28 protein-coding genes, 2 tRNA genes and 1 pseudogene are annotated in these 26,230 nt (G+C 34.2%); 24 read left to right on the forward strand and 7 right to left on the reverse strand.

Annotation, left to right across the window (positions count from 1 at the left end; all coding sequences use genetic code 11):
- Window positions 1-170 precede the first annotated feature (170 nt).
- Window positions 171-1,193, reverse strand: a complete 1,023-nt coding sequence (locus EAG08_RS05110; protein WP_129534522.1) for a 3-oxoacyl-ACP synthase III family protein — start codon at window positions 1,191-1,193, stop codon at window positions 171-173.
- 78 nt (window positions 1,194-1,271) lie between these two features.
- Here EAG08_RS05110 and EAG08_RS05115 point away from each other — a divergent pair, with 78 nt between their 5' ends.
- The 13 genes from EAG08_RS05115 to EAG08_RS05175 all read left to right on the forward strand — a co-directional run bounded on the left by EAG08_RS05115 (window position 1,272) and on the right by EAG08_RS05175 (window position 11,645).
- The gene (locus EAG08_RS05115; protein WP_129534523.1) at window positions 1,272-2,171 is read left to right on the forward strand and encodes a CorA family divalent cation transporter; all 900 of its coding nucleotides are present in this window, start codon (window positions 1,272-1,274) and stop codon (window positions 2,169-2,171) included.
- Window positions 2,172-2,586: 415 nt separating this feature from the next.
- Window positions 2,587-2,997: a response regulator transcription factor gene (locus EAG08_RS05120; RefSeq protein WP_129534524.1), complete on the forward strand. Its 411-nt coding sequence runs from the start codon at window positions 2,587-2,589 to the stop codon at window positions 2,995-2,997.
- A gap of 95 nt (window positions 2,998-3,092) precedes the next feature.
- A complete protein-coding gene (locus tag EAG08_RS05125; RefSeq protein WP_129534525.1) occupies window positions 3,093-3,500 on the forward strand; it encodes a hypothetical protein in 408 nt (135 codons plus the stop codon).
- A gap of 11 nt (window positions 3,501-3,511) precedes the next feature.
- Complete coding sequence (locus EAG08_RS05130; RefSeq protein WP_129534526.1) at window positions 3,512-4,342, forward strand: hypothetical protein; 831 nt, start codon at window positions 3,512-3,514, stop codon at window positions 4,340-4,342.
- Between the two features lie 118 nt (window positions 4,343-4,460).
- Window positions 4,461-4,778 (forward strand): hypothetical protein, encoded by a 318-nt coding sequence (locus EAG08_RS05135; RefSeq protein WP_129534527.1) that lies wholly within the window; start codon window positions 4,461-4,463, stop codon window positions 4,776-4,778.
- 170 nt (window positions 4,779-4,948) lie between these two features.
- Window positions 4,949-5,710 (forward strand): OmpA family protein, encoded by a 762-nt coding sequence (locus tag EAG08_RS05140; RefSeq protein WP_129534528.1) that lies wholly within the window; start codon window positions 4,949-4,951, stop codon window positions 5,708-5,710.
- 181 nt (window positions 5,711-5,891) lie between these two features.
- A complete protein-coding gene (locus tag EAG08_RS05145) occupies window positions 5,892-7,292 on the forward strand; it encodes a hypothetical protein (RefSeq protein ID WP_129534529.1) in 1,401 nt (466 codons plus the stop codon).
- 43 nt (window positions 7,293-7,335) lie between these two features.
- On the forward strand, window positions 7,336-7,821 hold the full coding sequence (locus EAG08_RS05150; RefSeq protein ID WP_129534530.1) for a hypothetical protein: 486 nt from the start codon (window positions 7,336-7,338) through the stop codon (window positions 7,819-7,821).
- Between the two features lie 287 nt (window positions 7,822-8,108).
- The gene (locus EAG08_RS05155; protein WP_129534531.1) at window positions 8,109-9,695 is read left to right on the forward strand and encodes a patatin-like phospholipase family protein; all 1,587 of its coding nucleotides are present in this window, start codon (window positions 8,109-8,111) and stop codon (window positions 9,693-9,695) included.
- A 42-nt stretch (window positions 9,696-9,737) separates the two neighbouring features.
- Window positions 9,738-9,962, forward strand: a complete 225-nt coding sequence (locus EAG08_RS05160) for a hypothetical protein (RefSeq protein ID WP_129534532.1) — start codon at window positions 9,738-9,740, stop codon at window positions 9,960-9,962.
- A gap of 200 nt (window positions 9,963-10,162) precedes the next feature.
- Complete coding sequence (locus EAG08_RS05165; RefSeq protein ID WP_129534533.1) at window positions 10,163-10,693, forward strand: hypothetical protein; 531 nt, start codon at window positions 10,163-10,165, stop codon at window positions 10,691-10,693.
- Between the two features lie 10 nt (window positions 10,694-10,703).
- Complete coding sequence (locus EAG08_RS05170; RefSeq protein WP_228446777.1) at window positions 10,704-11,087, forward strand: DUF2199 domain-containing protein; 384 nt, start codon at window positions 10,704-10,706, stop codon at window positions 11,085-11,087.
- A 189-nt stretch (window positions 11,088-11,276) separates the two neighbouring features.
- Window positions 11,277-11,645, forward strand: a complete 369-nt coding sequence (locus EAG08_RS05175; protein WP_129534534.1) for a glyoxalase — start codon at window positions 11,277-11,279, stop codon at window positions 11,643-11,645.
- Between the two features lie 88 nt (window positions 11,646-11,733).
- On the opposite strand, the pseudogene EAG08_RS05180 reads toward EAG08_RS05175, so the two are convergent.
- Both EAG08_RS05180 and EAG08_RS05185 read right to left on the reverse strand, forming a co-directional pair.
- A pseudogene (locus EAG08_RS05180) lies at window positions 11,734-12,284 on the reverse strand (DNA-3-methyladenine glycosylase I).
- On the reverse strand, window positions 12,281-12,604 hold the full coding sequence (locus EAG08_RS05185; RefSeq protein WP_228446778.1) for a MazG-like protein: 324 nt from the start codon (window positions 12,602-12,604) through the stop codon (window positions 12,281-12,283). Before EAG08_RS05185 ends, EAG08_RS05180 begins: the two are co-directional and overlap by 4 nt.
- Window positions 12,605-12,730: 126 nt before the next feature.
- Between EAG08_RS05185 and EAG08_RS05190 the strand changes: the two genes are divergently transcribed.
- From EAG08_RS05190 to EAG08_RS05200, 3 genes are all read left to right on the forward strand, one after another.
- Complete coding sequence (locus EAG08_RS05190; RefSeq protein ID WP_129534535.1) at window positions 12,731-13,108, forward strand: hypothetical protein; 378 nt, start codon at window positions 12,731-12,733, stop codon at window positions 13,106-13,108.
- Between the two features lie 46 nt (window positions 13,109-13,154).
- Window positions 13,155-14,171, forward strand: a complete 1,017-nt coding sequence (locus tag EAG08_RS05195) for a TQO small subunit DoxD (protein WP_129534536.1) — start codon at window positions 13,155-13,157, stop codon at window positions 14,169-14,171.
- Between the two features lie 117 nt (window positions 14,172-14,288).
- Entirely contained in the window at window positions 14,289-14,798 is a 510-nt protein-coding gene (locus EAG08_RS05200; protein ID WP_129534537.1) for a hypothetical protein, read from the forward strand.
- Window positions 14,799-14,948: 150 nt separating this feature from the next.
- Here EAG08_RS05200 and EAG08_RS05205 read toward each other — a convergent pair whose 3' ends face one another.
- Together EAG08_RS05205 and EAG08_RS05210 are read right to left on the reverse strand one after the other, a co-directional pair.
- Window positions 14,949-16,118, reverse strand: a complete 1,170-nt coding sequence (locus EAG08_RS05205; protein WP_129537219.1) for an MFS transporter — start codon at window positions 16,116-16,118, stop codon at window positions 14,949-14,951.
- A 244-nt stretch (window positions 16,119-16,362) separates the two neighbouring features.
- Complete coding sequence (locus EAG08_RS05210; protein ID WP_129534538.1) at window positions 16,363-18,006, reverse strand: glutamine--tRNA ligase/YqeY domain fusion protein; 1,644 nt, start codon at window positions 18,004-18,006, stop codon at window positions 16,363-16,365.
- Window positions 18,007-18,196: 190 nt separating this feature from the next.
- On the opposite strand from EAG08_RS05210, the gene EAG08_RS05215 reads away from it, so the two are divergent.
- Both EAG08_RS05215 and EAG08_RS05220 read left to right on the forward strand, forming a co-directional pair.
- On the forward strand, window positions 18,197-18,379 hold the full coding sequence (locus EAG08_RS05215) for a hypothetical protein (protein ID WP_129534539.1): 183 nt from the start codon (window positions 18,197-18,199) through the stop codon (window positions 18,377-18,379).
- An 8-nt stretch (window positions 18,380-18,387) separates the two neighbouring features.
- Window positions 18,388-19,329, forward strand: a complete 942-nt coding sequence (locus EAG08_RS05220) for an alpha/beta hydrolase (RefSeq protein ID WP_129534540.1) — start codon at window positions 18,388-18,390, stop codon at window positions 19,327-19,329.
- Between the two features lie 233 nt (window positions 19,330-19,562).
- Here the strand turns inward: EAG08_RS05220 and menC are convergent, their stop codons facing one another.
- Window positions 19,563-20,564, reverse strand: coding sequence for an o-succinylbenzoate synthase (gene menC, locus EAG08_RS05225; protein ID WP_129534541.1), 1,002 nt, complete (start codon window positions 20,562-20,564; stop codon window positions 19,563-19,565).
- Window positions 20,565-21,581: a class 1 fructose-bisphosphatase gene (gene fbp, locus EAG08_RS05230; RefSeq protein WP_047442521.1), complete on the reverse strand. Its 1,017-nt coding sequence runs from the start codon at window positions 21,579-21,581 to the stop codon at window positions 20,565-20,567.
- A gap of 319 nt (window positions 21,582-21,900) precedes the next feature.
- On the opposite strand from fbp, the gene EAG08_RS05235 reads away from it, so the two are divergent.
- From EAG08_RS05235 to EAG08_RS22895, 6 genes are all read left to right on the forward strand, one after another.
- Window positions 21,901-23,139, forward strand: coding sequence for an aspartate kinase (locus EAG08_RS05235; protein WP_129534542.1), 1,239 nt, complete (start codon window positions 21,901-21,903; stop codon window positions 23,137-23,139).
- 23 nt (window positions 23,140-23,162) lie between these two features.
- The gene (locus EAG08_RS05240; protein ID WP_129534543.1) at window positions 23,163-25,004 is read left to right on the forward strand and encodes a lysophospholipid acyltransferase family protein; all 1,842 of its coding nucleotides are present in this window, start codon (window positions 23,163-23,165) and stop codon (window positions 25,002-25,004) included.
- A 96-nt stretch (window positions 25,005-25,100) separates the two neighbouring features.
- A tRNA-Phe gene (locus EAG08_RS05245) sits at window positions 25,101-25,173 on the forward strand.
- Window positions 25,174-25,288: 115 nt separating this feature from the next.
- Window positions 25,289-25,361 (forward strand) — tRNA-Phe (locus tag EAG08_RS05250).
- Between the two features lie 118 nt (window positions 25,362-25,479).
- Window positions 25,480-25,983 carry a response regulator transcription factor gene (locus EAG08_RS05255; protein ID WP_317126309.1) on the forward strand — a complete coding sequence of 168 codons (504 nt, stop codon included), beginning with the start codon at window positions 25,480-25,482 and terminating at the stop codon, window positions 25,981-25,983.
- A complete protein-coding gene (locus EAG08_RS22895; protein WP_410493336.1) occupies window positions 25,962-26,156 on the forward strand; it encodes a helix-turn-helix domain-containing protein in 195 nt (64 codons plus the stop codon). The genes EAG08_RS05255 and EAG08_RS22895 overlap by 22 nt, the downstream gene beginning before the upstream one ends.
- Window positions 26,157-26,230 lie beyond the last annotated feature (74 nt).

Genomic DNA, 26,230 nt, shown 5'->3' on the forward strand with positions numbered 1-26,230 from the left:
AAATAAATTTCAGCGGAATTTTTATTTATTGACTAGTTATAAGTTTCGTCAGTTCGAGTAGCGAAGCGTATCGAGAACTCTCGGTTACTCTTAATGAAAATTTCTCGATACAGTTTTCTTCAAAAACCTACTCGAAATGACGTAGCATTTTAAGTTTTCTGTAATATTTATTAGTATTGAAATAAAACACTTCCCCAAGTAAATCCACTTCCAAAAGCTGAAAGAAGTACTAAATCTCCTCTTTTAACTTTCCCCAATTCTATCGCTTCACTCAAAGCAATCGGAATAGAAGCAGCGGTCGTATTTCCGTATTTTTGGATGTTGTTGTGAATTTTTTCGTCCGGTAAACCAAATTTTTGCTGTACAAACTGAGCAATTCTCAAATTCGCCTGATGCGGAATAAACATATCTAAATCTTCAATCGTTTTTCCTGCTTTATCTAAAGCTTCCTGCATAGTTTCAGGGAATCTTGTTACCGCATGTTTGAAAACAAAATTTCCGTTCATGATTGGATAAACTTCTTTGTCAGTTACATTTTCAGGCTCCTTTCTCATTCTGTCGCTCCAGCCGTATTTTGAACCCGGAAACTGCGTACACAATTCATCAGCATATTTTCCTTCAGAATGCATATTCATGGCTAAAATATCACCTGCATTTTCGTCTTCAGTTGCCGAAAGTACAATCGCTCCTGCCCCATCCCCGAAAATTACAGAAACTCCTCTTCCTTCATCAGAAAAATCGAGTCCGAAAGAATGAATTTCTGCGCCTACAACCAAAATATTTTTATAAGTACCGGATTTAATAAAAGCATTGGCAACACTCATCGCATAGACAAAACCTGAACACTGATTTCTCACATCCAAAGCACCGATCGTATCGCAACCCAACATATCCTGCAGCAAAACGCCACAACCAGGAAAATAATAATCCGGTGAAAGCGTTGCAAAAACAATATAATCAATATCTTTTGCCGTTAAGCCAGCATGTTGAAGTGCTTTTTCAGAAGCTTTAAAACCAAGAAATGCTGTAGTTTCCTGCGTATCATTTCTGTTGATTCTGTGTCTGCGTTCTTTGATGCCAGTTCTTTCTGTAATCCACTCATCATTTGTGGTCATTAATTTGGCTAAATCATCATTGGTGACAACGTGATCCGGAACATGAAATCCGATTCCTTTTATTGTACTTTTAATCATATAGTTTGTTTAATTTTGGTAAAGATAAAACTTTATTTTACACATAGGTTTTTTTAAAATTTATAGTATTTTTACTTTATGCCTATCAATACAATTTACAGAGATTCGGGATGCGAATGGATAGACGTAGAAGCACCTACGGACGAAGATATGAAGTACCTTCATGAAAGATATGAGATCAATAATCTCCTTTTGGAAGACACTTTAGATCCCAATCACTTACCCAAATATGAAGAAGACGGAAACGTGAAATTCTTCCTTCTTCGGGAAAGCACCGAGCTCGAACGGAAAAACCTAAACACCATCAGTGATATCAGTACCAAAATCGGAATTTTCCTTTTAGAAAAAACCATTATCACGGTACACAGAATGAAGGCAAAAAGTATTGCTGAAACCAAGAAAGAGCTTACAGAAAGTTCGAATCATGTACATCCTCATAAAATTGCCCTGATGATTTCGTTGGTCATTATGAAAACCTTTGATGATGAAGCCATCAGCCTTTTTGAAACGATGGACAATATTGAAAATGAAATTTTTCTTAAAAATACAAACCACACCAATCAAATCAGGAGGCTCTATAAATTGAAAAGAAAATCAGGATTAAATTCAAGAGTTTTAACCATATCAAATGACGCAATTGATAAGTTTAAATTGTTGAAACTGGAAGATTCTGAAGTGGTCGATTTGAAGGATAAACAAAAAGATGTCGTTGCCGATTTTGATCATTTAAATATTCAGATTACTAACTTAATTTCGATGTTTTTGGCATTGTCTGATCAGAAAGCGAATCAAGTGATGAAAGTTTTAGCGATTTACTCAGTGTACTTTTTACCGATCACTTTTATTGCCGGATTATATGGAATGAACTTCGATAATATGCCTGAACTTCATACCAAGCACGGATATTTTTACACTTTGGGATTAATGGGGGTGATTGTGATTTGTACGTTTATTTATGCGAGGAGAAAACAGTGGTAGATTTTCAACAATAAAAAAACACAAATATTCATCTGATGAAAATAGTAAAGCCGATTTCGGAAGAAAAATTTAACAAAGTAATTAATTCAAAAAAAATAAAGCCTTTTCAGAACAAGATTTTATTTCTTATTTTTTTCCAAATATTGAAAAGGTTGCCGATCTGGCGATTGGTCAATACTTTTGGTTTATCGGAAGCCGAAAAGACAGCAAAATAATCGCTGTAAGTAAAAATATTCATAAGCTAACCCCTTTTTCTGAGATAGAATGGACGAACGGTGATGCTTACTTCTTCGCCAATCTTTTTCATCCCGATGATAAAAACCACGTACTTTCCGCCTTTATTTTCGCACTAGAATTAGCAGAGAAGCTGCCTCTCGAAAAACAAAAAAACTGCAGAGTAAACATCTACGGAAGAATGCTTGATGCCAACGAAGAATTTCAGTGGAGACTCATTCAGTTTCCAGGATATTATTTTGATGAAAATGGCATTGTAGAAAGCAGTTGGATTATGGTGACTGATATTTCTCATCTTCATATCGACAACCAGGCAATGATTACTTTTTTTGACGGAAGCAATATCGAAAACCAATACTTTAAAGTCATGAAAGATCAAACTTTAAAGCCACTCCCCATTCCAAAAATTTCAAAAAGAGAGCATGAAATTTTACTACTTACTTCCAAAGGTCTTAACTCGCCGGAAGTTGCAGAGAAACTTTCAATTTCTTATCACACTGTAGAAAATCACAAGAGAAATTTAAGAATAAAAACCAATACCAAAACCTCTGCAGAATTGATCTCTTTCGCTTTTAAAAACAATATTTTTTAGAATTTAAATTATTTTATCTGTCTTGAAAAATGACAGATATCTGCTATTTTATACCTTCTTTTTTTTGGTGAGCTTTACTTATAAAATTGATCACCATGAAAAAACTACTCTTTATTATCACATTATTTCTTGTATTCGGAAATCACATCAGCGCACAATGTCTTTGTGGAATTACACCTTCAGAAAGCAGATGGGACGGAATTGGATTCAGAATCAATGATGAACCTCTCAAAAAATACGCTTGTGGGTACCAACTTACCGTAAAAACGACCGCTAAAATCACCTTTGTAAGCGGAGGCTATCTGTGCATCGACAAAAAAGAGTGTAAAGCACAAATTTCTGCAAAACTAATGAACGGAACCAGCGTTGTTCAGAATTTTAGCAATTTTACTTTTACCGAAACCATTCAATTTCCTTCTAATGGAAATTTCAAACTCGTTTTGTCTGCAAAATGTGGCAAAATGACGTGCAAAACGTGTACTTACTATTTTAAAGTTTTATAAAATAATAAATCATGAAAAAATTACTACTACTTATTTTTAGCTTATCAATAAGTCAAACTGCGTATTCACAAGTCGTAAATCCTAATGTTGCAAAAAAAATAACCGAAAAACCTAAACTCAACTTTATTAAAAAAATAGACCGTAGACTTTGGGTTACTCTCATCAATGCGACTTTGCGGCAATCTTACTTTCGGATCAACAATTTTGATCCTGCAGGAACTGATGCTTCGGGGAATTTCCAATTTTATAAACCTGAAGACACAAAGCTACGATTGGGAAGAACTGGCGTTGAAACTATTTTCAAATTAGAACCACTTCGCTATGATCCGCTTACCGTTTATTTTAAAAACATCAACAGCAACAAAGCTGAAGTAAATACCAAAGACGGTAAAATACAGTTTTTTGTAAGCTTTGAAAAAGAAGATGTAGAGATAAGCGTAAACTGTGTAAGAAATCTGGCTTGTGGAGGACTAGGAAATCCTCAATTTCATGTAGACGATTTGCGATTAAATATTGAGTTAGAGCCTTATGCCGAGAACGGTAAAATACGGTACAGAAATGCCTCGGGGAAAATTTCCGCCAATGCAGGACACGATGGTTTTAATTTTATATTCACCCAATTAGAGCCATTTACAAGAGCAATGAACGGACCTCTGTTTGACCTATTCTCGGGCAAAATCACAGAATATCTCAACAGTGATAAAACGATCAATGATATTTCTGATCAACTAATGTCTGGAATTCTGGCAAATCGTGCACTACTTGGAATTACCGGCGAGACTGTTTATTTCACACAGTTTTATGTGGATAATGACGGAAACATCATGTACAATGTAAGATAATTTCAACAATAAAGGGTGATTTGCCTTATATTTTTAATTAAAGGGTGTCTAATTTTACCAAATAAAACACAAACATTTCGCATCTGTGAATCTAAATATAATTTAAACTAAAAACACTATGAAAACAATTATCACTTTTACTTTTCTCTTTATGTGTGCGTTTTTCAACGCTCAATTCTTAGGAAATCTTGCAAAAAAAGCACAGAAATCCACCGAAAGAGCCATTGAAAGAAAAGTTGAACAAAAAGCAACGAAAACTACCAATGATGGTATGGACGTTATTTTGAACAATAAAAAACAAATACGAAAAACGGTGCAACCTCCAATAATTCCTCGAGTTCAAAAAGGTCTAATAACAATTCAGATTTTGTTTCCGGAAGTAAAGTTATTTTTGAAGAAAAATTCGGTCGAGATGCTGAAGGAGATTTCCCTATAAACTGGTTTACCAACAGTAGCGGAGAAATACAAAATCTCAACAACAAAAAATGGCTACAACTATCTGATAAAGGAAGTTTTACTCCAAATAACATCACCAAACTACCAGAGAATTTCACTTTTGAATTTGATGTTACTACGACTGATAATTTCAATTTTTATTCTACACCTTTGAATATTGTTTTCACAGAAAAAACGACCAAAGCAGACAATGTTTGGAATACCGTTATCAAAAGAAAAGAAGGTGTAGTTTTTAGTGTACATCCTACAAGTTCGCTTTCAAAACAAGGCAGAAGCGAGGTTTTTGTAATTTCTGAAAAGAAAGAAATTCTAAAAAACAAAGTTGACATTTCTGAATTTAGCAATAACAACAATACCGTTCGTGTACAAGTGTGGCGACAAAAAAACCGATTCAGAATGTATATCGATGGTAAAAAAGCGTGGGATTTACCGTCTGCATTCGGAGATGCCAATTACAATCAAATCATCTTTTTTATCGGAACGTACAAAAATTCTACAGACAAACTTTTCATTTCTAACTTAAGATTAGCAGAAGCGGGCGAAGACAAACGCCATAAATTATTAGAAACAGGAAATTTCACGACCAACGAAATTTTATTTGATGTCAATAAAGCCATTATAAAACCCGCAAGTTTTAAAATTTTAGATGAATTAGGAAAAGTTCTTGCTGAAAATCCTTCCGTACATGTAAGTATTACAGGCCATACCGACAACGATGGTAATGATGATGCCAACCAAAAACTCTCTGAAAACCGAGCAAAAGCAGTTGCTCAATATTTTCAGACGAAATATAAAATCTCAAGTTCACGACTAGAAACCTACGGCAAAGGCGAATCTGAACCTTTGAACGACAATACTTCAGCAGAAGATAAAAAGCAAAACCGAAGAGTGGAGTTTGTTGTCGTTCAGTAATTCTTTTCACCCAATTTAACCTTGACAAGGTTGATGAAAAATCAATCTTTTTATACGAAATCACCCGCAGCCCGACCTGAACGGAGCTCTTTTTGTGAGGAGGCACGACGAACAAAAAAGCGGGAGTGGAGGGCGGAAAAAGCTGCCATAATAAAAAATTGCAATCACAAAATCTACTAATATGAAAACCCTATTTACCTTTTTCATCACTTTTCTAATGCTTCAAATCTTCTTTGCACAAGGAACTTACACCGAAGAACAAAGAAGAAGAGACCAAGCAAAATTAGATTCTATCTGCAAAAAATCACCCAATTCTTGCTTGTATTATGATGATGCAATTGGTCCGAAATCGGTTTTCAGAAATCATGCTCCAAGAAAAATAAACAGAACTCAAAAAATCTGCTTCGACAAAAAATTGGAATACATGGCAACCATCAACGGAAAAACCAAAAGAGGCTGTTATTATATGAATTCTGTAACAGGATATGTAGCTCAATTCTTAACAAATCTAAACGAAAGCTGCAACGGAATGAACAATCCGCAACCCGGATTTGAAATGATGATCACTTCTAAAGTAGGAGAATCTTTCACATTTAAAATTAATAAAAGAGGCGAAAGAACTTTTTATGCAGAGATGCCTCCTGAAGATGTTCCGTATGGAATGTCTACCAGTTTTGTCCTGAAAAATCCAAGAGCGTTATCTCTGGATTATCGAGAACCATTTACCAACCTCAATTTGCCGACGCTTGGGTACGTTATCGAAGGAATTGGTGAAAGCAGCACGAAATATTTGTTTGGAGCATATCATGCTCAAAGAATTCCGCTAAAAGATTATGTGGGTGCTTTTGGAACGGGTTATTACAAAGACGGAATGGGAAATACCTTTATTTGTCTGGCAGTGGAAAGCGAGAATAATTTTGTGAAAATTGAAAAAATAACCGATGTTACCGAATGTTTTGACGGAAGTTTATTTAAAGATGGTGCAGAAGAAGCTCTTCAATCCAATGAAGAAATGATAAGAGAGCGGGAAAAGGATCTCGATTATCAGGATAATTTAGAATACGGTAAAACATGTGAAGCTACCACGGCATTGGTTCAGCACAAACGACAGATTTTAAATAAAGAAAAAAGTTACCACGACTTTATCAAATCCGGCGGAAATCCCAATAGTAAAGATGGATTGAGATTAGGAGCAATGGCTCAGGATGTAACCGATCAGGTTGTAACCCATCGTCTGGAAACCGAAAAAAGAATCTGTGCGGCAGAATACTCTATTCAGGTCGCTTCTAGAGAATACAACGGTGCAAAAGCAAAAGAAAGAGCTTCAAAAAAAATAGCTTGCTACTCTCTTGCAGTAAAACAATTGGACGAATTACAAAAATCTTTGGCAGCCATTAATGTAAGACATGGAAACAACTATGCAAAAGCTTTGGCTGAAAAAAATATGCTTTACCTGAGCAAAATGAAAAGCATAGACACCAATTGCAACCAAGACAAAGCGGGAAATACCAAAAAAAATCCGATGGAAGATGGCGCCAAACAATTGGGAGAACAATTGAAAGAGATGATCAAACGCAAATAAAATACAAACAATTATAATTTAATAACCATTAAACTAAACAATCATGAAAACAAAAATCATATTTTTAGCCTTCGTTTTTCTAAGCTTCAGCAATATATTTTCTCAAAAAAAACCAAGACTTCCGCAAGCAGACACGCAAACTTCTTGCCTATGCAAAGATTTAGAAATATATCCCTATTTCTATTACAAAGACGCCGCAAGTGCACCCAATTCCCACTTGTACCTGCGCTTCGATTTTCATCATAAAGGCCGGAACCAATGCAAGCCAGAATTTAAAGGAAATATTACTATTTATAGAAGTGATGCTATTCAAGTCACCATTCCTGTAGGTAATTTAACTTCTTTTGTAGATACTATGGGACAAAGAATTTTTGTGATCACCCAATTGCATTTGCCAAACTCATTCAGGCCTATGACAACCGGTGAAACTTACAGAATTACCTACTCATTGAACTATGGAATAAAATCTCCTTGCCCTGTCTCCTTCACCAAAAACGTTCGTTTTACAACTTCTGAACCTATTTTATAAATTCTGAAGAATTGAAATTTCACAAAAAATTTACCATTTGATCTGATGAAAATTATTGAATATTTTACCGAGGTACAGCCTCGGTTTTTTTCTGGAATTTTGGTTTAAAAACTACAGTATAATTGTTTTTTGTTTTACTAAAAATTTTTATTTAGAAAAGAAAAAATTTTAGAATTATCTTAAAACCATTAACTTAGTTGCTACGAATCATTCTTATCATAACAAATGTAATTTACCATCATTTATTGTGTAAGAGTATTTGATAAAACTCAATTAACACCAAAATCATGAAACCCGAAATCCTTCAAAAAATCCTTGAGGACGACGTACTTTCTCAGGAATCAAAAGAGAAGCTTAGCGCTTTACACGAAAATATTTCGACCAAAGAATTTTCTGACATTCTCGATGCTGAAGGCAATCAGTATATTGAGTTTGTGCAGGAAGGCGGTGGCGTTTGGGGTAGTGCATTAGTAGGATATCTTTATGCTTTAGAAATCTTCGGAATCCGTTTTCTGAAAGTGGCAGGAACGAGTGCCGGAGCCATCAACACCATGCTTATCGCAGCTTGTAAAACAAAAGAAGAAGCGAAAGGTGAAGTCATTAAAGACATTCTATTCAATTGGGATTTTTCAGATTTTATGGATGGTAAACCGTATGTGAGAACGACCATTCATGCCATGCTCAACAATAAAAATTTCATTAAAATCAATGTGATTATTATTTCTGTAGTCATGCTGGTTCTTGTTGCACTGCCGTTTATTATTTCGTCTGAAACAATTCTTAATGCTAAACTTTTATTTTTAGTCCCGTTGATTCCTATTATCATTGGATTTTTCTGTTTTAAAAAGTTTTATAGTGATTTCAGGAAAAGCAATAGCGGATTGAATCCCGGAAATGTTTTTCTTCAACAAATGACCGATGTAATGAACGGATTCGGAATTAAAACCGTTGCAGAACTCAACCAAAAATTTATTCAGAAAGAAGATCAAATGAATCTCAATTACCGCTACGGAAACGGAATGGAGTTTTACACCAATGCCTTAAACGGAATTGAAGAAATCAAGATGAATAACCTCGAGCACATCGATGAAACCCGTTACAGAATATTCTTCGAGAGCGCCGAAAACAACGATTATTATAAAAACAATCCATTTTATCAGCTTAAAACAGAATATATTGTCATCACAACCGATATTAACGCAAAAATAAAAGTCGAATTACCGACAATGGCGAATCTCTATTGGTCGGAAGAAGAACTGAAACACATCAGTCCGGCTGAGTTTGTGCGCGCCTCGATGTCTGTGCCTTTCTTTTTTGAGCCGATGCAAAAGCTCATCAATAAAGACGATGATTCTGTAAAATATGCCTGGAAGTTCTGGATGAATACCCCAAAAGAAGATATTTATCCCGTCGGAATTTTCATCGATGGCGGTACACTTTCCAATTTCCCGATTGATCTTTTTCACATGAATGATATTTTTTATCCGAGACTTCCTTTGTTTGGAGTACAATTGACCAGCGATTCTGAAATCTTGGGCGAAAAAGGAAAAACAAGCGAACAAATCCTGAAAACTCCCCTCTCCTATGCCGGAAATATCATCGGAACTTTAAAAGGTTTCAACGACAAAACATTTCTGACCAAATACTCTTTCTACAATCTTTACAGCATCAAAACAGTGAACTGTGGAACAAGCAGCTGGCTTAATTTTTTTATGAAAAGAGAAGAAAAAGAACAACTCTTCAATGCCGGATTTTTTGCAGCATTAGATTTCCTCAATCAATTTGACTGGGCAAAATATAAGTGTGAAAGAATGATGGTCGCTATGAAGGAGAAAAAGATTTTGAAGGAGGAGGATACGAAGACAGTGGGGTGAGGAAAATTGAGTATTTTAGCTTAATTTTTATTTAAAACCTATATGACTATTTCAAAACGTTTTTCGGTGATTTTAGCTTTAATATTTTTTTCTAATTGCCTAAGAGCTCAAAAAAGTATTGAAAACTATAAATCAGAAATAATGTCAGAAGATGAAATGTTGATTACAACAAGGAAAGCTATAAAACTAATTCAAGAAAACAGACCTTTAGATCTTAAAAATCTCTTTACAGAAGATATTAGAAAAAAATTAATGACTCTCAAATAAAGCAACTTACAGAACAATTAAATTCTTTTTTTAAAACAGAAACAATTCCTACACACAAAAGAGATATTCTTCCCTCTTTACAAGCTAGCGTAAACAACAACGATACTATTTTTATAAATAATATAAATTATAACTTTAAATCATCACAAACTTTAATTTTTAGCTTTCTTAAAAAATATGGTACAAAAGAGCTGTCAGGTATGCATTTACAAGACAAACCTTTAAATTCTAAAAATTATAGGCCGAATGTCAAGCAAATTGAAAACTTCAATTTTAATGTTGATGACATTACCAGTTTCCGCATTTATTATGATGAAGGAAAAAATAAACGTACAAAATTTAAAAATGAAATTGGTTACTTCGCTATTCAAGGAGGTGCTGAAGAATTTGAAAAATCAAAGATTAAACCCATTATTAAAAATATATTTTCAGATCTAACGAAATCAAAATACGAATCAGTGGATGTGTTCAACAATCCACTACAACGAGGAGAAAATCCAAAATTCATTCAAATTGAAGTTGCATTAAAAGACAAACCGTATTTAATATTTATATATCTACCTCTTCTAAAAGATCAAAAATATTCAGGAAAAATAGTCTTAATGGAAAAGGAATATCAAAATTTAGGGTATCAATTTATTTTAAATCAAAATGATTATTTAAATATTGTAAAAGAATTTCCGAAAATTTTAGATTTAAAATTAGATAATTTCTACGAAGAAAAGCCTTAAACTTAACATAATGAAATACATTTGCGAATGCTGCGGCGAAGAAAAAGAAGATTGGCCGGCAATAGCTTACAATTCTCCATCTCCATATATGAATCTTACTAATGAGGAAGAAAAAAATTCTGAATTGGGATCTGATTTTTGCATTATCAGATATGATGACGAAACTTGCTATTTTATAAGAGCTGTTTTAGTTCAAAATGTAATTGACGGTTGTCAAAACCTTGAATATGGAGTTTGGGTTTCTTTGAGTGAGGAAAGTTTTTATGAATATGTCGAAAATTACGATAACAAAGACTTTACTGCCGTGTACTTTGGATGGTTAGCCAATTATCTACCAGACTATGACTATGATTCAATCCCAACAAATGTGGAAGTTGACAATTCTTTGGGATGACCATTAATTCTTCCACATAGTTCCCACGATGATCGTTTTGTGAAAGATTGCTATGATGGAATTTCTAAAGAAGCAGCAGAGAGAAGAATTAATGTAGTTTTGAGGAAATAAAATAGCCAAGATTCTTCCTTCGTCAGAATGACAAACAATGATTTGTATTTTACTAACCGCAACTAATCAACACAAAACATGACTACCAAATTAGATTTAAGAGAAAATTTAAACTTACCCAATTCAGAAACAACCACTTCCGCAGAAATATTTCAAAACCAAACCCTGCGCCCTGTTTTAAAACTACAGAACGATCTTTATCTGTCATTATTTACAAACTATGCATTGCGACAAAAAGCAGATTTTAGCTCATTATCGACTTTTAAAAAGCAAACGTTTATTGAACAAAGCCTGCAAAAAGATGCGGTTCTGAAAAACACGTTCATTGGGATGTCCATCGGAATGTTTACGTTAGAGGAATTGGAGCTTTATCAATCTGACAGCAAAGTTTTCAATAAAAGAATCATCACGATGCTGATCGAAAGATTGAAAAGCCAGATGAAATAATTATAAAAGTTGATTTCTATTAAAAAACTGAAGTTGAAAATGAAATTTCAGAGATTCTTCCTTCGTCAGAATGACAAATTACAGTAACCTACCCTCTCCTCCACATCGGATCATGCTTCAAAATCTCTTCATTCACCACACAATCTTCAGCATGAGCACCTTTCAGAAAACCGATGCTCATCAGAAATTCATTCACGATTTCTCCACCTGTGAATTTAAAAGTTTTTTGAAAAGTTTCATCCATTCCTGTAGATCTTTTGGATGATGATGTTCCAGCCATTTTTCAAACGAACCGAATTCTTTTTGAAGTTCGATAATGGTTTTGGCATTTTCTATGGCAGCGTTGACTTTCAGTTTATTTCTGATAATTCCAGGATCAGCAAGCAATCTTTCACGGTCTTCTTCAGTATAAGCTGCAACTTTTTTAATATTAAAATTGTCATACGCTTTTCTGAAACTTTCTTCCTTTTTCAAGATTGTTTCCCAGCTCAGACCTGCCTGATTGATTTCCATGATGAGTCTTCCGAACAATTCGTTATCATCATGAATCGGGAAACCATAATGGTTGTCGTGGTATTTTTTGTGCAATTCTTTTCTGCTTTCGGGCTGCATTCTTTCGATTACTGAACAATAACTCATGAGAATAGGTTTTCTGTTTTTGTTAAAAATTTATCTAAAGCTTCTTTCATATCAATTCCGGTGCGGTCTGCCAAAACGATGAGCCACCAGATATTTTCGCCCAACTTATGCTCCAGCTCTTCCGCAGAATTCTTTTTTGACCACGTTTTTTCATGAGACATCACATTTCTGCCAACCAATCCTGCATCCGTAAGATATGCCAAAGCATCTTGCTCAAGCGTCCATTCACTTCCATTTTGCTGAATTTCTAACTCGTGGTATTTTTCTCTGATTGCCAGTGAGCGTGCTATAATTTTGTCTAAATTATTGTATTCCATCATTTATATTTTACAATTAACAAACAAAGATAAGATGTACTATTGACAACTGTTAGTCAGTAGCAAAAAAATTAAGTAAGAAATTAATCTGAAAAAATCAATACAAATAAAAACCGTAGTTTTGTGACGATGTCAAATGTAAAACTCCATATAAAAATATACAAAGCAATTGTAGTGATGCTTGTTGTGGCATTTTCATTATCTCCGTGCTCATTAAAGAGAGATATGTTGGGGATCTTCGACATTCAGCATATCAGTTCTCTCAACAAAGTAAAAACAACCGCATTATCATTTTCAAGTTGTCAGACAATCAGTTCTTCTGCAAAAGTTTCTTTTTTAAAAACTGATTTTAAATTTAAAAACAATCTATTTTCTGATATTTTACAATCAGTAAATTATTACTCTGAAAATAAAAATTTCGCTCTCAAAAACTATTACGGAAACACGTCCGGAAACAGTCCTCCAAAATATATTTTATTTAAACAGTTGAAGTTAGATATGATTTAGATTTCGTTCGAAATAAATTTTAGTATCAATTTTTAAATAAATTTTAATGAAAAACAATATGACCAATCAGCCCTTTGATGTGGCTGGTTTATATACTTTACCTATCCGTCTTGTCATTGGGTGGACCTACTTTTCAGCTTTTTGGCGCAGACTTATCCTCGAAAACAAACTGATACCGGATGAAGCCGGATATATCGGTGAAAAATTCAATCACTTTTTACCCAATGCTTTGGGAATAAAACCCATTATTGAGTATTTGGTAACTCATCCCGATGCGTTGCAAACCTCTATGATCAGTTTTACCGTTATCGAAGGTATTGTGGGATTATTTATTATTTTCGGCTTATTCACAAGATTAATGGCTTTAGGAGTTTTCGGTTTAGCAATGGGCATACTATTGGGCTCAGGATGGATCGGTACGACTTGCTTAGACGAATGGCAAATAGGGGTTTTAGGAATAGCGTGCGGATTTACCCTCTTTCTCACAGGAAGCAGTTCTTATTCTTTAGACCAATATTTTAACAATAAACAATACGGTTTTACGCAGAAAAAATGGTTTAAATGGTTAGGTTCCGGTCAATTTCCCATGTTAAATTATAAATATTTTGTACTTTTAGGCTCACTTCTTATTTTTGGACTCACCTTATTTACCAATCAATATTTTCATGGCGGTGTCTTTGGAACTTTGCATAATAAATCGGTAAAACCAAAGATTGAAATATCTAATATTGAGATGAATCAATCACAGATTAAATTTGAAATTTACAGAACGGAAGGCGCAGATGTCTATGGCTCTTTTCTTATCGGAATTGATTTACTCAACGAAAAAGGGAAAGTTATTCAATCATTGAACGGAGCAGAGCTTTCAAAATTTCCAAAAGTAAATATTCATAATCATTATGTGGCAAAAGTAAAGCCAGGAAAGCACAGTTTGATTATTCCATTAGGCGCAAAAGCAGATTTAAGTTTAGATATAAAAGAAGCTTTAATTCAAAATGAAAAGATTTCTATTATCAAATTAACTGATATCAGCGGCGCAGAATGGACAGCAAAAATTGAATAATTTTCAGCTTTATATTTCCTCATGCTCAAACTTTTTCTGAATATGAGGAAATTTAGCTTTATCAACTCTCATTATTTTGTAAATTTATATCAATAAAAATCACCAAAATCATATCACATGAAAAACTCAATTCTTTTACTTTTTGTTTTAACATTCAGCAGTTTCGTAACTTTCGCAAAGGCTCAGAAAATTTCTGACGGTGAAACAGTAGACGTCAACGGTCTGAAGGTCAGTTTTAATATCACCAACAAAGAAAGCGTACAGGCTGGCGGAAAAACATTTGATCGCTATAAAGTTTCGGCATCTGTAAAAAATACATCAGATAAATCTTATAATATAAGGCTTACTTCATACCCGCAAATCGTCCTAGACACCGGAATTGTGGAACTTGATTGTGTAAATGCTACGGGAGCAAAACTGACCTCAAAAAAGATTCAGTTAAAAATGAAAACTCAGATGATTAATGTATCATATTCTTCTTACGATAAATCTGGTAAATCTGTAACCAACATTCTTCCTGTCATTGGAAGTTACTATTTTGATGCAGGAGACACCATTAATGACAATGCTATTTTCATTGTACCTGCAGGTGAGAAGCCTGAAGTAAGTGTGAGGAGTTTGAGATAAAATATATCTAATTTCCAAAAAATATATAATCTGAATAAAAATGATTTGAATTGTTTTTAGTTGAATAAATGTTACACAAAGAAAAAAGCTACAGAAATTCTGTAGCTTTTTTTATAAGTTGACAGGATGAAATCCTATATATATTTAAGATTACGCTTCAGCCTCTTTATCTTTCAACATCCAAGGCACAATAAAGTAAAAACCAATGGCTATCATGGTCGCCAAAATTCCGGTGCCTATCCAGAGAATATTAAACCCGAATTTTTCAGCAATTAAAGTTCCTAAATAAGGCGTAACGATAAATGCGATTGAAAAGGAAATTCCATTTAAACCCATGTATGCGCCCTTGTTATTCTTCCCTGAACGCAAAGCCGTAATGGTTGACATGAAAGGTAATGCCCAGATTTCGCCGGCAGACAAGAGGCTCATTGAAACAATTAAAGTCAAAATGCTATGATCGAAACCTAGCATTGCGTACGAAAGTCCGCAAATAAATGTTCCTAAAAACATGGTACGAGCCAAAGTAAAATACTTCTCGGCAATCTGTACCAGTCCCATTTCAAGTAAAACCACCAAAAATCCGCTGTATCCTAAAATATATCCAATACTTTGCTGACTTAAGTGCGCAGTATCTTTGTAAAATATGGTCAATGTACTGAATAACTGGAAGAAACAGATTGAAAACAACATGCAAAAGAAACAATAAATTAAGAACTTACCGTCACTATATGGCGAGTTCTCTTTTTTAATTTCCATAACTTCTTGTACCTTTTTTGCTTTTATTTTTGCCAGTTTATTTCTTTTGTAGAAAAACCGAATATAGATTAGACCCGCCAATAAAGCCGCTAAAGCATTACTGTAAAACAAAAAATCATAAGAAATTGCAGACAAAATTCCACCTAAAGCAGGACCGATTGAAAACCCTAAATTGACCGCCATACGGTTGAGTGAAAATGCTCTCGTAATATTTTCAGGCTTTGCATATTTTGTAATGGCCACAGAGTTCGCCGGGCGAAATGAATCACTTACAATACTTTGCAGTAAAATAATTAAAGCAACACTAGCCTCTGTTTTAAAAAGCGGAATTAAACAAAATAAGGGTACACTCAATAATAAACTAAGATATTGAACTTTGTATTCTCCAATTCTATCGGTAATAAATCCGCCTAACCAAGAACCGATTACCGAACCGATTCCGAAAAAGCTTAAAACAATTCCGGTATTTTCTATACTGAATTTCAGATGCGCAGTCATGTATACTCCCAAAAACGGAAGTACCATAGAGCCGGAACGGTTGATGAGCATCACCAATGCCAGCATCCAGCTTTCTTTTGAAAGTCCTTTGTAAGAACTTGTATATATATGTAAGAGTTTCACAATTTCTGATTTAATGATTAATAACATCACTTCGAGTAGATTTTTGAAGAAAATCATATCGAGAAGTTCATTGATAATTCTCGATACATTTTTCTTCATTTCATTTCGAAAAACACTCGAACTGACGAAAAAAAACAGGACTTAAAAAATTAAGCCCTGTTTCATTTATAGTGATATAAATAAATATTTACTCCGGCTTATAGGAGTCTTTTAAAGTTACTGTTCTGTTGAATACAAAATTTGTATCCGTAGAATCCTGATCTTTCGTAAAATAACCAATTCTCTGGAACTGAAGCGGTTCGCCCACAGCAACATCTTTCAAACTTGGCTCAGCAAATCCCTGAATGGTAGATACAGAATCCGGATTGATGAAATTTAAGAAATCTACATCTTTCTCAGCATCAGGCTGTTCTACCGTGAATAAGTTATCGTAAATTCTGACATCTACAGGAATTGCATGTGATGCAGAAACCCAATGAAGTGTTCCTTTTACTTTTCTTAAACTCTCTTCAGTTCCGCTTCCTGACTTAGATTTTTCGTCGTAAGTAGCGTAGATTGTCGTGATTTCACCGTTTTCATCCTTATCCACTCTTTCAGCTTTGATGATGTAAGCCGACTTTAAACGGACTTCGCCACCCAATTTTAATCTGAAGAATTTTTTGTTTGCTTCTTCCTGAAAATCTTCACGTTCTATATATAATTCTCTTGAGAACGGAACTTCTCTTGTTCCTGCATTTTCCTGCTCAGGATTGTTCTCAGTCTCTAACCACTCTTCTTGTCCTTCAGGATAATTCTCAATGACCAATTTTACCGGATCAACGACCGCCATGACACGTTTTGCAACTTTATTCAGATCTTCACGCACGCAGAAATCTAATAATTGAATGGATATTAAATTTTCTCTCTTGGCAACACCTACCTTATCAATAAAGTTCCTAATAGAAGTCGGTGTAAACCCTTTTCTTCTCATTCCGGAAATCGTAGGCATTCTAGGATCGTCCCAACCGTTGACCACATTTTCAGCGACTAGCCTTTGTAGTTTTCGTTTGGAAGTAATCATATAAGAGACATTCATCCTTGCAAATTCTCTTTGCTTATTTTTAACCTTACCGTCTTCGTACACTTGGTCTAAATACCAGTTGTAAAGCGGTCTGTGGTTTTCAAACTCTAAAGAGCAAAGGGAGTGCGAAATTTGTTCGATATAATCAGATTCTCCATGAGCCCAGTCATACATCGGATAAATTTTCCATGCCGTTCCTGTTCTATGGTGAGGTTTATTCAAAATTCTGTACATAACAGGGTCACGCATATTCATATTTGGCGAAACCATATCAATTTTTGCACGAAGTGACATAGAACCACTTTCAAATTCACCGTTTTTCATCTTTTCGAATAGCCCTAAAGATTCTTCAACAGGACGATTTCTGAATGGTGATTCTACACCCGGCTCAGCAGGATTTTTTCTCTGCTCGGTAATCGTTTGCGATGGTTGCTCGTCTACATAAGCTTTCCCTTCTTTAATCAATTGAACAGCCCAATCGTAAAGTTGCTGGAAGTAATCAGATGCGTACAACACTTTATCCCATTTGAAACCTAACCATTCAACGTCTTTCATAATAGAATCTACAAATTCCTGCTCTTCTTTTTCAGGGTTTGTATCGTCGAAACGAAGGTTTACGGGAGCATTGTATTTTTCGCCCAAACCAAAGTTAATGCAGATTGCTTTTGTGTGACCTACATGCAGATAACCATTGGGTTCCGGCGGAAAACGGAAACGGATCTGATCATTTCTCATACCGTTTGCCAAATCATCTTCTATAATTTGCTCAATAAAATTGAGTGATTTTTTTCTTCTTCCATTAGAGTAAACTTACGTTGCTGCATAGTTTACACAGCAATTTGCAAATTTAAGAAAATTTAAGGGTTAAAAAAAACGATATTTTTAATCTTAAATTCACAAACAATTGAAAATTTATTCCGAACTTTATTCAACCAAAATTACATTCACAAAACTATTGATAATGGCTGTTTATATCCTCAGCAACCGCAAAATTGTACGTCATAAAGGCGAAAAGACAGATTCTTTCTCCAACGATGAATACTCAATCCCGAATTTCAGGATTGCGAAATGTAATTTTGAAAATTTCACAGAGCCAACTTCTCAGGAAAAAAGAAAAAAGATTATTCCAACAGAAAAATTTTAGACTATCGCTTGTTTTCCGAACCTGACAAACAAGGGTATGAAGAAGTTTTGGAGGTTTTATTAGGCGAAAAAGCTTTAAAAAACTCAAAATTAACGGCAAATAATCTCGGCGGAACTCAGAGAATGTTTTATGAGTTATATAAAAATATGTCTTCTACAAAAGTGAGAAGTGATGTTTTGATATTTATTCATGGGTATGCGTACACTTTTGACGATGAACTGAAAGCTATTATTGATCTCAAAAAACTGTTTATTGATAATCACGAATCTCCGATTGAACATATTTTGTTTGTGAGTTGGCCCGCATCCAGCAGTTTGGTTCCAATGACGTATTTTGATGATAAGGCGGCAAGCATTAATTCCGGAACTTCATTGGTGAGAATGTTTTATTTCTATACTCAATTTTTAAAAGATATTTTCTCTCACAAAGACCTGAAACCTTGCAATCAGCACATTCACCTAATGACACATTCTATGGGGAACAGAGTGCTTCAAAGTATGCTGTACAGCTTGAAAAAAGAAAATGTGCTAAGAGTGATTGACCAAGTTTTATTGTTAAATGCCGATGTTTCTTATAAAGTATTTGATGATGCGGAAAATTCTTTTAACAAGCTTCCCTTATTGGCAAACAAAGTTTCTATTTATTTAAATCGAAAAGATGCAATTCTGGGAATTTCTCAGTTTACAAAAAACATTCTCACCCCAAGATTAGGAAAAAATGGGCCTTCAAATATTGAACATTTTAAAGATATTGTCTCCATTGTCGATTGTACATTTATTGAGAATGATTTAAAGAATACTTTCAAATTTGAGTTTGGAAACCATTGGGGGTACCTCTCTAGTTCACAGGCTCAGGATGATATTTTACAAACATTGAATGGGGTTGACAGAAATTTAATTACTAACAGAATAAAAAATAATGAATATACTTTCACCATTATTTCAGAATGAAAATACAATGCATTGAATAGTAATTTTTTTTCGCTATTATTTAGAATGGTACGACCTTTGTCCTACCCAAATTCATTCAGATAAACCAAAACTATATATTATGAAAAAAGTCAAAAAAAAGTTTTCTTATATTTTAGATTATATAAAGAAAGCAATGTTCATCAAAAAAGACGTGATCTAAACCACGCCTGATATTATTTTAAAAACAGAATTTTATTGATTTAAAAACTACTTTAATTAAAAAATAACCGATCTCCTTTTAATTCCAAATCACTCTCAAAGTTGTTTGTGAACAAACTTCCTGTACCCAAACCTTGAGGCATAGGATTATTTTTTGTAAATGTATATTGTGCAATTGCATTTAAGCCTAAATTACTTTCCAATGCAGAAGTAATCCACCAACCAATATTGTTTTGGTCGGCTAAAGCTATCCATTCATCAGAACCCGAAATACCACCTACCAAAGATGGTTTCAAAATAATGTATTGAGGTTTTATAGCTTCTAAAAGTTTTTTCTTTTTATTAAAATCAATCACTCCTATCAATTCTTCATCTAAAGCAATCGGAGTTGGAGTTTGAGCGCATAATTCTGCCATATCATTCCAATTTCCGGCTTTTATAGGCTGTTCAATAGAATGAATATTCAAATCTGCCAATTGTTGCAATACGATTTTAGCTTCATCTTTCGAAAATCCGCCGTTGGCATCAACACGCAGTTCCAGTTTTTCTTTAGAAAATTTTTGTCTTAATTTTTGAAGAATTTCATGCTCAGATTTCCAGTCGACCCCGATTTTTAATTTGATACAATGAAAGCCTTGTGCTAATTTTTCCTGAATCTGTTCTTCCATGTAACCAACATCGCCCATCCAGATCAAACCATTGATCATCATTGAGCTTTTACCTTCTGTAAATTCACTAGGGAAGTATAATTTTCCGCCATGCTTTAGATTTAGTAAAGCCTGTTCATATCCAAACCAAATTGATGGAAATTCTTTTAATTCTTCTTTTAAAAATTCAAAGTCCTGATGAATATTTTCGCACAACCATTTTAGTTTATCTTCATAATCCGGTCGGTCATCAAAACTCAGTCCTCTGAAAATAGCACACTCTCCTACTCCTTTTTTTCCGTCATTGGAAATTTCAAGAATAAAAGTTTCCTTTTCATACAAAACGCCACGAGATGTTCCACTCGGGCGTTTGAATTTTAATAAATATCTAAAATATTCTGCTTTCATTTATTTCACGCTGTCAATTCGCATAAACTCTTCAGCTTTTTCTACCATATCAATACTTCCTGCGAAGAATGGTATTCTTTGGTGAAGTTCGGTAGGCTCAACCTCCATAATTCTTCTGAAACCGTCTGTAGCCTTCCCGCCAGCCTGTTCAGCCAAGAATGCCATCGGATTACATTCGTATAATAATCTCAGTTTTCCGTTCGGCGACTGACCGTATGATGGATAAATATAAATTCCACCTTTCAACATATTTCTGTGAAAATCTGCCACCAAAGAACCAATATATCTTGATGTGTAAGGACGGTCACCTTCTTCCATCTGACAATATTTCAGGTAATTTTTAACTCCCTGAGGGAATTTAATATAATTTCCTTCGTTGATTGAGTAAATTTTACCCGTTCTTGGGAAAGTCATGTTAGGATGAGAAAGATAATACGTTCCCAAAGAAGGATCTAGAGTAAATCCGTTCACCCCGTTTCCTGTTGTGTAAACAATCATCGTAGACGAACCGTAAATTACATATCCTGCAGCAATCTGATTAATCCCTTTTTGTAAGAAATCTTCCAACTGAACCGGTGTTCCAGGCTCGGTAACTCTTCTGTAAATTGAGAAAATAGTTCCTACAGAAACATTAACGTCTATATTTGAAGAACCATCCAAAGGATCGATTAATACTACATATTTACTTAAATGACCATTTTCTCCACATTTGATGTCGATAAAATCGTCATTTTCTTCAGAAGCAATTCCGCAGACAACTTCTCTCTGAGAAAGTGCGGTGATAAAGATATCATTTGCAATCACATCAAGCTTTTGCTGCTCTTCACCCTGAATATTCTGATTTCCTGCAGCTCCTGTAATATCTACGATTCCAGCTTTGTTAACTTCTCTGTTTACGACCTTGGATGCCAGCCTTATAGCACTTAGAAGACGTGAAAATTCACCAGTGGAATACTGAAAATCTTCCTGTTTATCAATTAAAAATTCTCCTAAAGTCTGTAACGGTTGATCTGACATTTTTATGTTTTTTACTTTACCGTCAAATTTCGTAAAATTTATCACACTAAAAAACATTTTCTCATAAAAGACTTTAAATACTATTAATCAACATCTTAAACCTAAATTTCTCTTAAATAATTAGGAGACAGTCTGTCAGAACTACTCCCAAATCACACACCTAGGAAAGCAATATTTCATCTCTTTTACGGTAATTTTAATTAAATCTTAATTCAACCTGCCGCTGCCCTATTTCATATCTCATCGTAAATGTCTAATTTTGACCTCCGAAAAAAAACGTGAATGATTTATATCTAACAATTTTATTCTTAACAATTTAATGAAAATTTTCAAGTTTGGTGGCGCATCTGTGAAAGACGCTGAAAGTGTAAAAAATGTATCAATGGTTCTTAGCAGCCAGGGTTTTGAAAAATGTCTATTGGTAATTTCAGCGATGGGTAAAACCACCAATGAGCTGGAAAAGGTGGTAGAAATGTATTTCAAAAAAGACAACTATCAAACTGAAATTGAGAATATAAAACAGAAACACATCGAAATAGCCAAGGGGCTTTTCTCGGAAGATCATGCAGTATTTGCAGAAATCAATTTATTTTTTGATGATATTGTTTCATTTTTAAGAAGAAATAAATCTCCTAATTACAATTTTGTGTACGATCAGGTTGTGAGCTGTGGAGAAATGATATCTACCAAAATTGTAAGCGAATATCTTAATGATATCCAGTTTACAAACCAATGGCTCGATGCAAGAGACTTTATAAAAACAGACGACTCTTACAGAGATGGCAATGTGAATTGGCAAAAAACTGAAGAATTCATATCGAATTTAAATTCTAATATTTGCTATGTAACTCAAGGTTTCATTGGTTCTGATGACAATAATTTCACTGTAACTTTAGGAAGAGAGGGCTCAGATTATTCTGCAGCAATTTTCGCTTATTGTCTTGATGCAACTGCGATGACGATTTGGAAAGACGTTCCTGGAGTAATGACGGGTGACCCAAGAATTTTTAAAGACGTTACGCTTTTATCTAATATATCTTATGAAGAAGCGATAGAAATGGCCTATTTCGGTGCAAGTGTAATTCACCCAAAAACTTTGCAGCCACTTCAGCAAAAAAATATTCCTTTTTATGTGAAATCTTTCGTAGATCCTACAAAAGAAGGAACCAAAGTAGGTGCTTCTGAAAAAAACCAAAGTGAAGAATCTTATATTCTAAAAGGTGATCAGACATTGCTTAAAATTTCCACAAGAGATTTTTCATTCATTGCAGAAGATCACATGAGCTTAATTTTCAATAATTTAGCTAAATATAAAATTAAAGTTTCTTTGATGCAGAATTCTGCAATTTCATTGGCGCTATGCCTTGAAGATAAATTCCTTAAAATTGAGGAGCTGAATAATGAACTTCAGAAAATTTTCAAAACCGATATAATAAAAAATGTATCTTTATTTACGGTAAGAAATGCAAAAATGGAGAACATCGACAAATTTTACCAAGAAAAAAGTGTATTATTGGAACAGATTTCAAAAAACACACTTCAAATGGTAACATTGTAAAACTAATTCCGACTAAACCACAGATGAGCTTAATATCGAAAACTGATTTAATCAAAGCTTCCGGCTTACATAAAATAGGATTCCTCAAAAATCCTGTTGCGTCTGCTGTCATGAGCATTGCAAAAATAAATGAAGTCAACAGACTTTATGACAAGCTGAAAGACAAAGAAGGTAAAGATTTTTTCGATTCTTTCGTCAGAGAAAGGAATTTAAGCTATGTTGCGTTTGAGGAAGATTTAGCAAAAATACCTAAAACAGGACCTTTTATATTGGTTTCTAATCATCCTTTGGGTGCTATTGACGGAATTCTAATGTGTAAAATTCTTTCAGAAGTACGTCCGGATTTCAAAGTGATGGGAAATTTTCTTTTAGAAAAAATAAAGCCCATGGAACCGTTTGTGATTGCTGTAAATCCTTTTGAAGGAAGAAAAGAAGTCAGAAACAGTGCAACCGGAATGCGTGAAACTTTGAAACATCTCGAAAACGGTGGCTGCGTAGGAATTTTCCCTGCCGGAGAAGTTTCAAACAAGAACAATCCTTATGGTGAGATTCTGGACAGAGAGTGGGAAAAACCGGCTTTAAAGCTTATAAAAATGGCAAAAGTTCCTGTTGTCCCAATGTATTTTCATGCGAAGAACAGCACTTTATTTTATCAGGTTGCTAAGATTCATCCTAACTTACAGACCATTATGCTTCCTGCGGAAATGATGAATGACCGTGAGAAACCCATCAGAATCAGAATAGGAAAACCTATCACTGTAAAAGCGATGGATGAAATGGAAAACATTGAGGAATTGGGAGAGTTTCTGAAACGTAAGGTTTATATGATGAAATCTTATTACGAAAAAAGAAAATCTCTGGCCCAGGTCATCAATCTTAAAAATTTATCACTTAAATTCCAGCTTTTGCGAGAAGAAAACATCGTTCAGAATATTATCGATGAAACTCCGAAGGAAGATTTAATAAAAGATATTTCTAAACTTCGTGGAACCGACAAAATGCTCTTCAGCAACGGTAATTACGAAATTTATTTTACAGCATACGAAGAAATCCCTTCTGTGATGAGGGAAATCGGTAGACAGAGAGAGCTGACTTTCCGCGCAGTGGGTGAAGGCAGTAATTTACCGTTTGATCTTGATGAATACGACAAACATTACCATCACTTATTTTTGTGGGATAATGCTGCAGAAAAACTTGCCGGTGCTTACAGAATGGCTTTGGGTAAAGATGTGATGAAAAAATTCGGAATTAAAGGCTTTTATACGAGTTCTTTATTTGAATTTGAACAAGATATTCATCCGTTTTTCAAAAAAGTTATTGAAATGGGACGTGCTTATATCTGTGAAGAATATCAGCAAAAACCGCTTCCTTTATTCCTTTTGTGGCGTGGAATTGTGCATGTCTGCCTAAGAAATCCGGATCACAAATTCCTGATGGGAGGTGTAAGTATTTCAAATAAATTTTCAGAGTTTTCTAAATCTTTGATGATTGAGTTCATGCGTTCAAATTACTACGATTCTGCTGTAGCTCAATACATTACACCAAGAAACGATTTCAAAGTAAAACTCCGAGATCGTGATAAGCACTTATTTTTAGATGAAATGGAATCTGATTTAAATAAATTAGATAAAATCATCGATGATCTGGAACCTGAATTGAGAATGCCGGTTTTAATCAAAAAATATATCAAACAAAATGCAAAGGTGATTGCCTTTAATGTTGATCCCAACTTCAATGATGCGATTGACGGATTGATGTATATCAGAATCAGTGATCTTCCTGAAAGTACGATTAAGCCTGTTTTAGAGGAAATGAGCGAGCAAATAAGAAAAGAGCAAGAAAATAATCAGACTGAAAATCAGTAGGTTTTACGCTGATGGTAAAAAAGTTTGATTAATATTTGCTTCATATACCAAAACTTCCTACTTTTGCATCACTTTAAAACAACGAAGTAAATCAATGGTTTCTTAGCTCAGTTGGTAGAGCAATGGATTGAAAATCCATGTGTCCCTGGTTCGATTCCTGGAGAAACCACTTAAACCGCCTTTCATTAGGCGGTTTTCTTTTCAAAATTGTTTAAAAGTAATTTGCAGAATTTAATATTTATTATTACTTTTGCACCACTTCAAAACGAAGTACAAACCAAAATGGTTTCTTAGCTCAGTTGGTAGAGCAATGGATTGAAAATCCATGTGTCCCTGGTTCGATTCCTGGAGAAACCACTTAACCGCCTTATCTGAGGCGGTTTTTTTGTTTTTAAATAAATTTTAAATTGAAAATATTAATTTTATTAAAACATCATTCTAAATTTCTTCAAAATTGAAACAGTACATTAGCTGTATGAAAATCCTAATCATTGAAGACGAAATAGAACTGGCTGAAAGTATCGCAGAATATCTTTCTGAAGAAAACTATTTGTGTGAATTTGCTAAGACATTTGCTGATGCAAACAATAAAATTGAGCAGTTTGAATATGATTGCATTATTTTAGACATTATGCTTCCTGATGGCAATGGGCTGAAAATTTTAGAAAAACTAAAGCTTCAAAACAAGCAGGACGGCGTCATTATCGTTTCTGCCAAAAATGCACTTGATGACAAGATCCGAGGATTGCAAATGGGGGCTGATGATTACCTTACCAAACCATTTCATCTTTCAGAATTAATGGCGAGAGTTTTCTCAGTGATCCGTAGAAAACAGTTTAATAATTCAAATATTATTGTTCAAAATGAATTGCAATTAGATCTTTTAGCAAAAAGCGTTACCATCAATCAAAAAATAATCAGCTTGACAAAAAAGAATTTGATTTACTTATTTATTTCATCGGAAATAAAAATAGAGTAATCTCCAAAAGTACTTTGGCAGAGCATCTTTCCGGCGATTTTGCAGATATGTTGGATAATCATGACTTCGTTTACGCGCACGTTAAAAACCTAAAAAAGAAATTATATGATGCAGGTTGTGAACATTACTTAAAAACCGTTTACGGAACAGGCTATAAATGGGTTTTTATTTAAACATACCTATTATTTTCATACTTTTATGTATCATTAAATTTCAAAGATGATTTTATAATAAAACATCATTTACA

The sequence above is a fragment of the Chryseobacterium sp. 3008163 genome (assembly GCF_003669035.1).
Lineage (GTDB): Bacteria > Bacteroidota > Bacteroidia > Flavobacteriales > Weeksellaceae > Chryseobacterium.

Excerpts from the sequence above, each read along its gene's own strand:
- EAG08_RS05110 (WP_129534522.1), bottom strand. The coding sequence starts at position 1,193 with ATGATTAAAAGTACAATAAAAGGAATCGGATTTCATGTTCCGGATCAC.
- EAG08_RS05115 (WP_129534523.1), top strand. The coding sequence starts at position 1,272 with ATGCCTATCAATACAATTTACAGAGATTCGGGATGCGAATGGATAGAC.
- EAG08_RS05120 (WP_129534524.1), top strand. The coding sequence starts at position 2,587 with ATGCTTGATGCCAACGAAGAATTTCAGTGGAGACTCATTCAGTTTCCA.
- EAG08_RS05125 (WP_129534525.1), top strand. The coding sequence starts at position 3,093 with ATGAAAAAACTACTCTTTATTATCACATTATTTCTTGTATTCGGAAAT.
- EAG08_RS05130 (WP_129534526.1), top strand. The coding sequence starts at position 3,512 with ATGAAAAAATTACTACTACTTATTTTTAGCTTATCAATAAGTCAAACT.
- EAG08_RS05135 (WP_129534527.1), top strand. The coding sequence starts at position 4,461 with ATGAAAACAATTATCACTTTTACTTTTCTCTTTATGTGTGCGTTTTTC.
- EAG08_RS05145 (WP_129534529.1), top strand. The coding sequence starts at position 5,892 with ATGAAAACCCTATTTACCTTTTTCATCACTTTTCTAATGCTTCAAATC.
- EAG08_RS05150 (WP_129534530.1), top strand. The coding sequence starts at position 7,336 with ATGAAAACAAAAATCATATTTTTAGCCTTCGTTTTTCTAAGCTTCAGC.
- EAG08_RS05155 (WP_129534531.1), top strand. The coding sequence starts at position 8,109 with ATGAAACCCGAAATCCTTCAAAAAATCCTTGAGGACGACGTACTTTCT.
- EAG08_RS05160 (WP_129534532.1), top strand. The coding sequence starts at position 9,738 with ATGACTATTTCAAAACGTTTTTCGGTGATTTTAGCTTTAATATTTTTT.
- EAG08_RS05165 (WP_129534533.1), top strand. The coding sequence starts at position 10,163 with ATGCATTTACAAGACAAACCTTTAAATTCTAAAAATTATAGGCCGAAT.
- EAG08_RS05170 (WP_228446777.1), top strand. The coding sequence starts at position 10,704 with ATGAAATACATTTGCGAATGCTGCGGCGAAGAAAAAGAAGATTGGCCG.
- EAG08_RS05175 (WP_129534534.1), top strand. The coding sequence starts at position 11,277 with ATGACTACCAAATTAGATTTAAGAGAAAATTTAAACTTACCCAATTCA.
- EAG08_RS05185 (WP_228446778.1), bottom strand. The coding sequence starts at position 12,604 with ATGATGGAATACAATAATTTAGACAAAATTATAGCACGCTCACTGGCA.
- EAG08_RS05190 (WP_129534535.1), top strand. The coding sequence starts at position 12,731 with ATGTCAAATGTAAAACTCCATATAAAAATATACAAAGCAATTGTAGTG.
- EAG08_RS05195 (WP_129534536.1), top strand. The coding sequence starts at position 13,155 with ATGAAAAACAATATGACCAATCAGCCCTTTGATGTGGCTGGTTTATAT.
- EAG08_RS05200 (WP_129534537.1), top strand. The coding sequence starts at position 14,289 with ATGAAAAACTCAATTCTTTTACTTTTTGTTTTAACATTCAGCAGTTTC.
- EAG08_RS05205 (WP_129537219.1), bottom strand. The coding sequence starts at position 16,118 with ATGCTGGCATTGGTGATGCTCATCAACCGTTCCGGCTCTATGGTACTT.
- EAG08_RS05215 (WP_129534539.1), top strand. The coding sequence starts at position 18,197 with ATGGCTGTTTATATCCTCAGCAACCGCAAAATTGTACGTCATAAAGGC.
- menC (WP_129534541.1), bottom strand. The coding sequence starts at position 20,564 with ATGAAAGCAGAATATTTTAGATATTTATTAAAATTCAAACGCCCGAGT.
- fbp (WP_047442521.1), bottom strand. The coding sequence starts at position 21,581 with ATGTCAGATCAACCGTTACAGACTTTAGGAGAATTTTTAATTGATAAA.
- EAG08_RS05235 (WP_129534542.1), top strand. The coding sequence starts at position 21,901 with ATGAAAATTTTCAAGTTTGGTGGCGCATCTGTGAAAGACGCTGAAAGT.
- EAG08_RS05240 (WP_129534543.1), top strand. The coding sequence starts at position 23,163 with ATGAGCTTAATATCGAAAACTGATTTAATCAAAGCTTCCGGCTTACAT.
- EAG08_RS05255 (WP_317126309.1), top strand. The coding sequence starts at position 25,480 with ATGAAAATCCTAATCATTGAAGACGAAATAGAACTGGCTGAAAGTATC.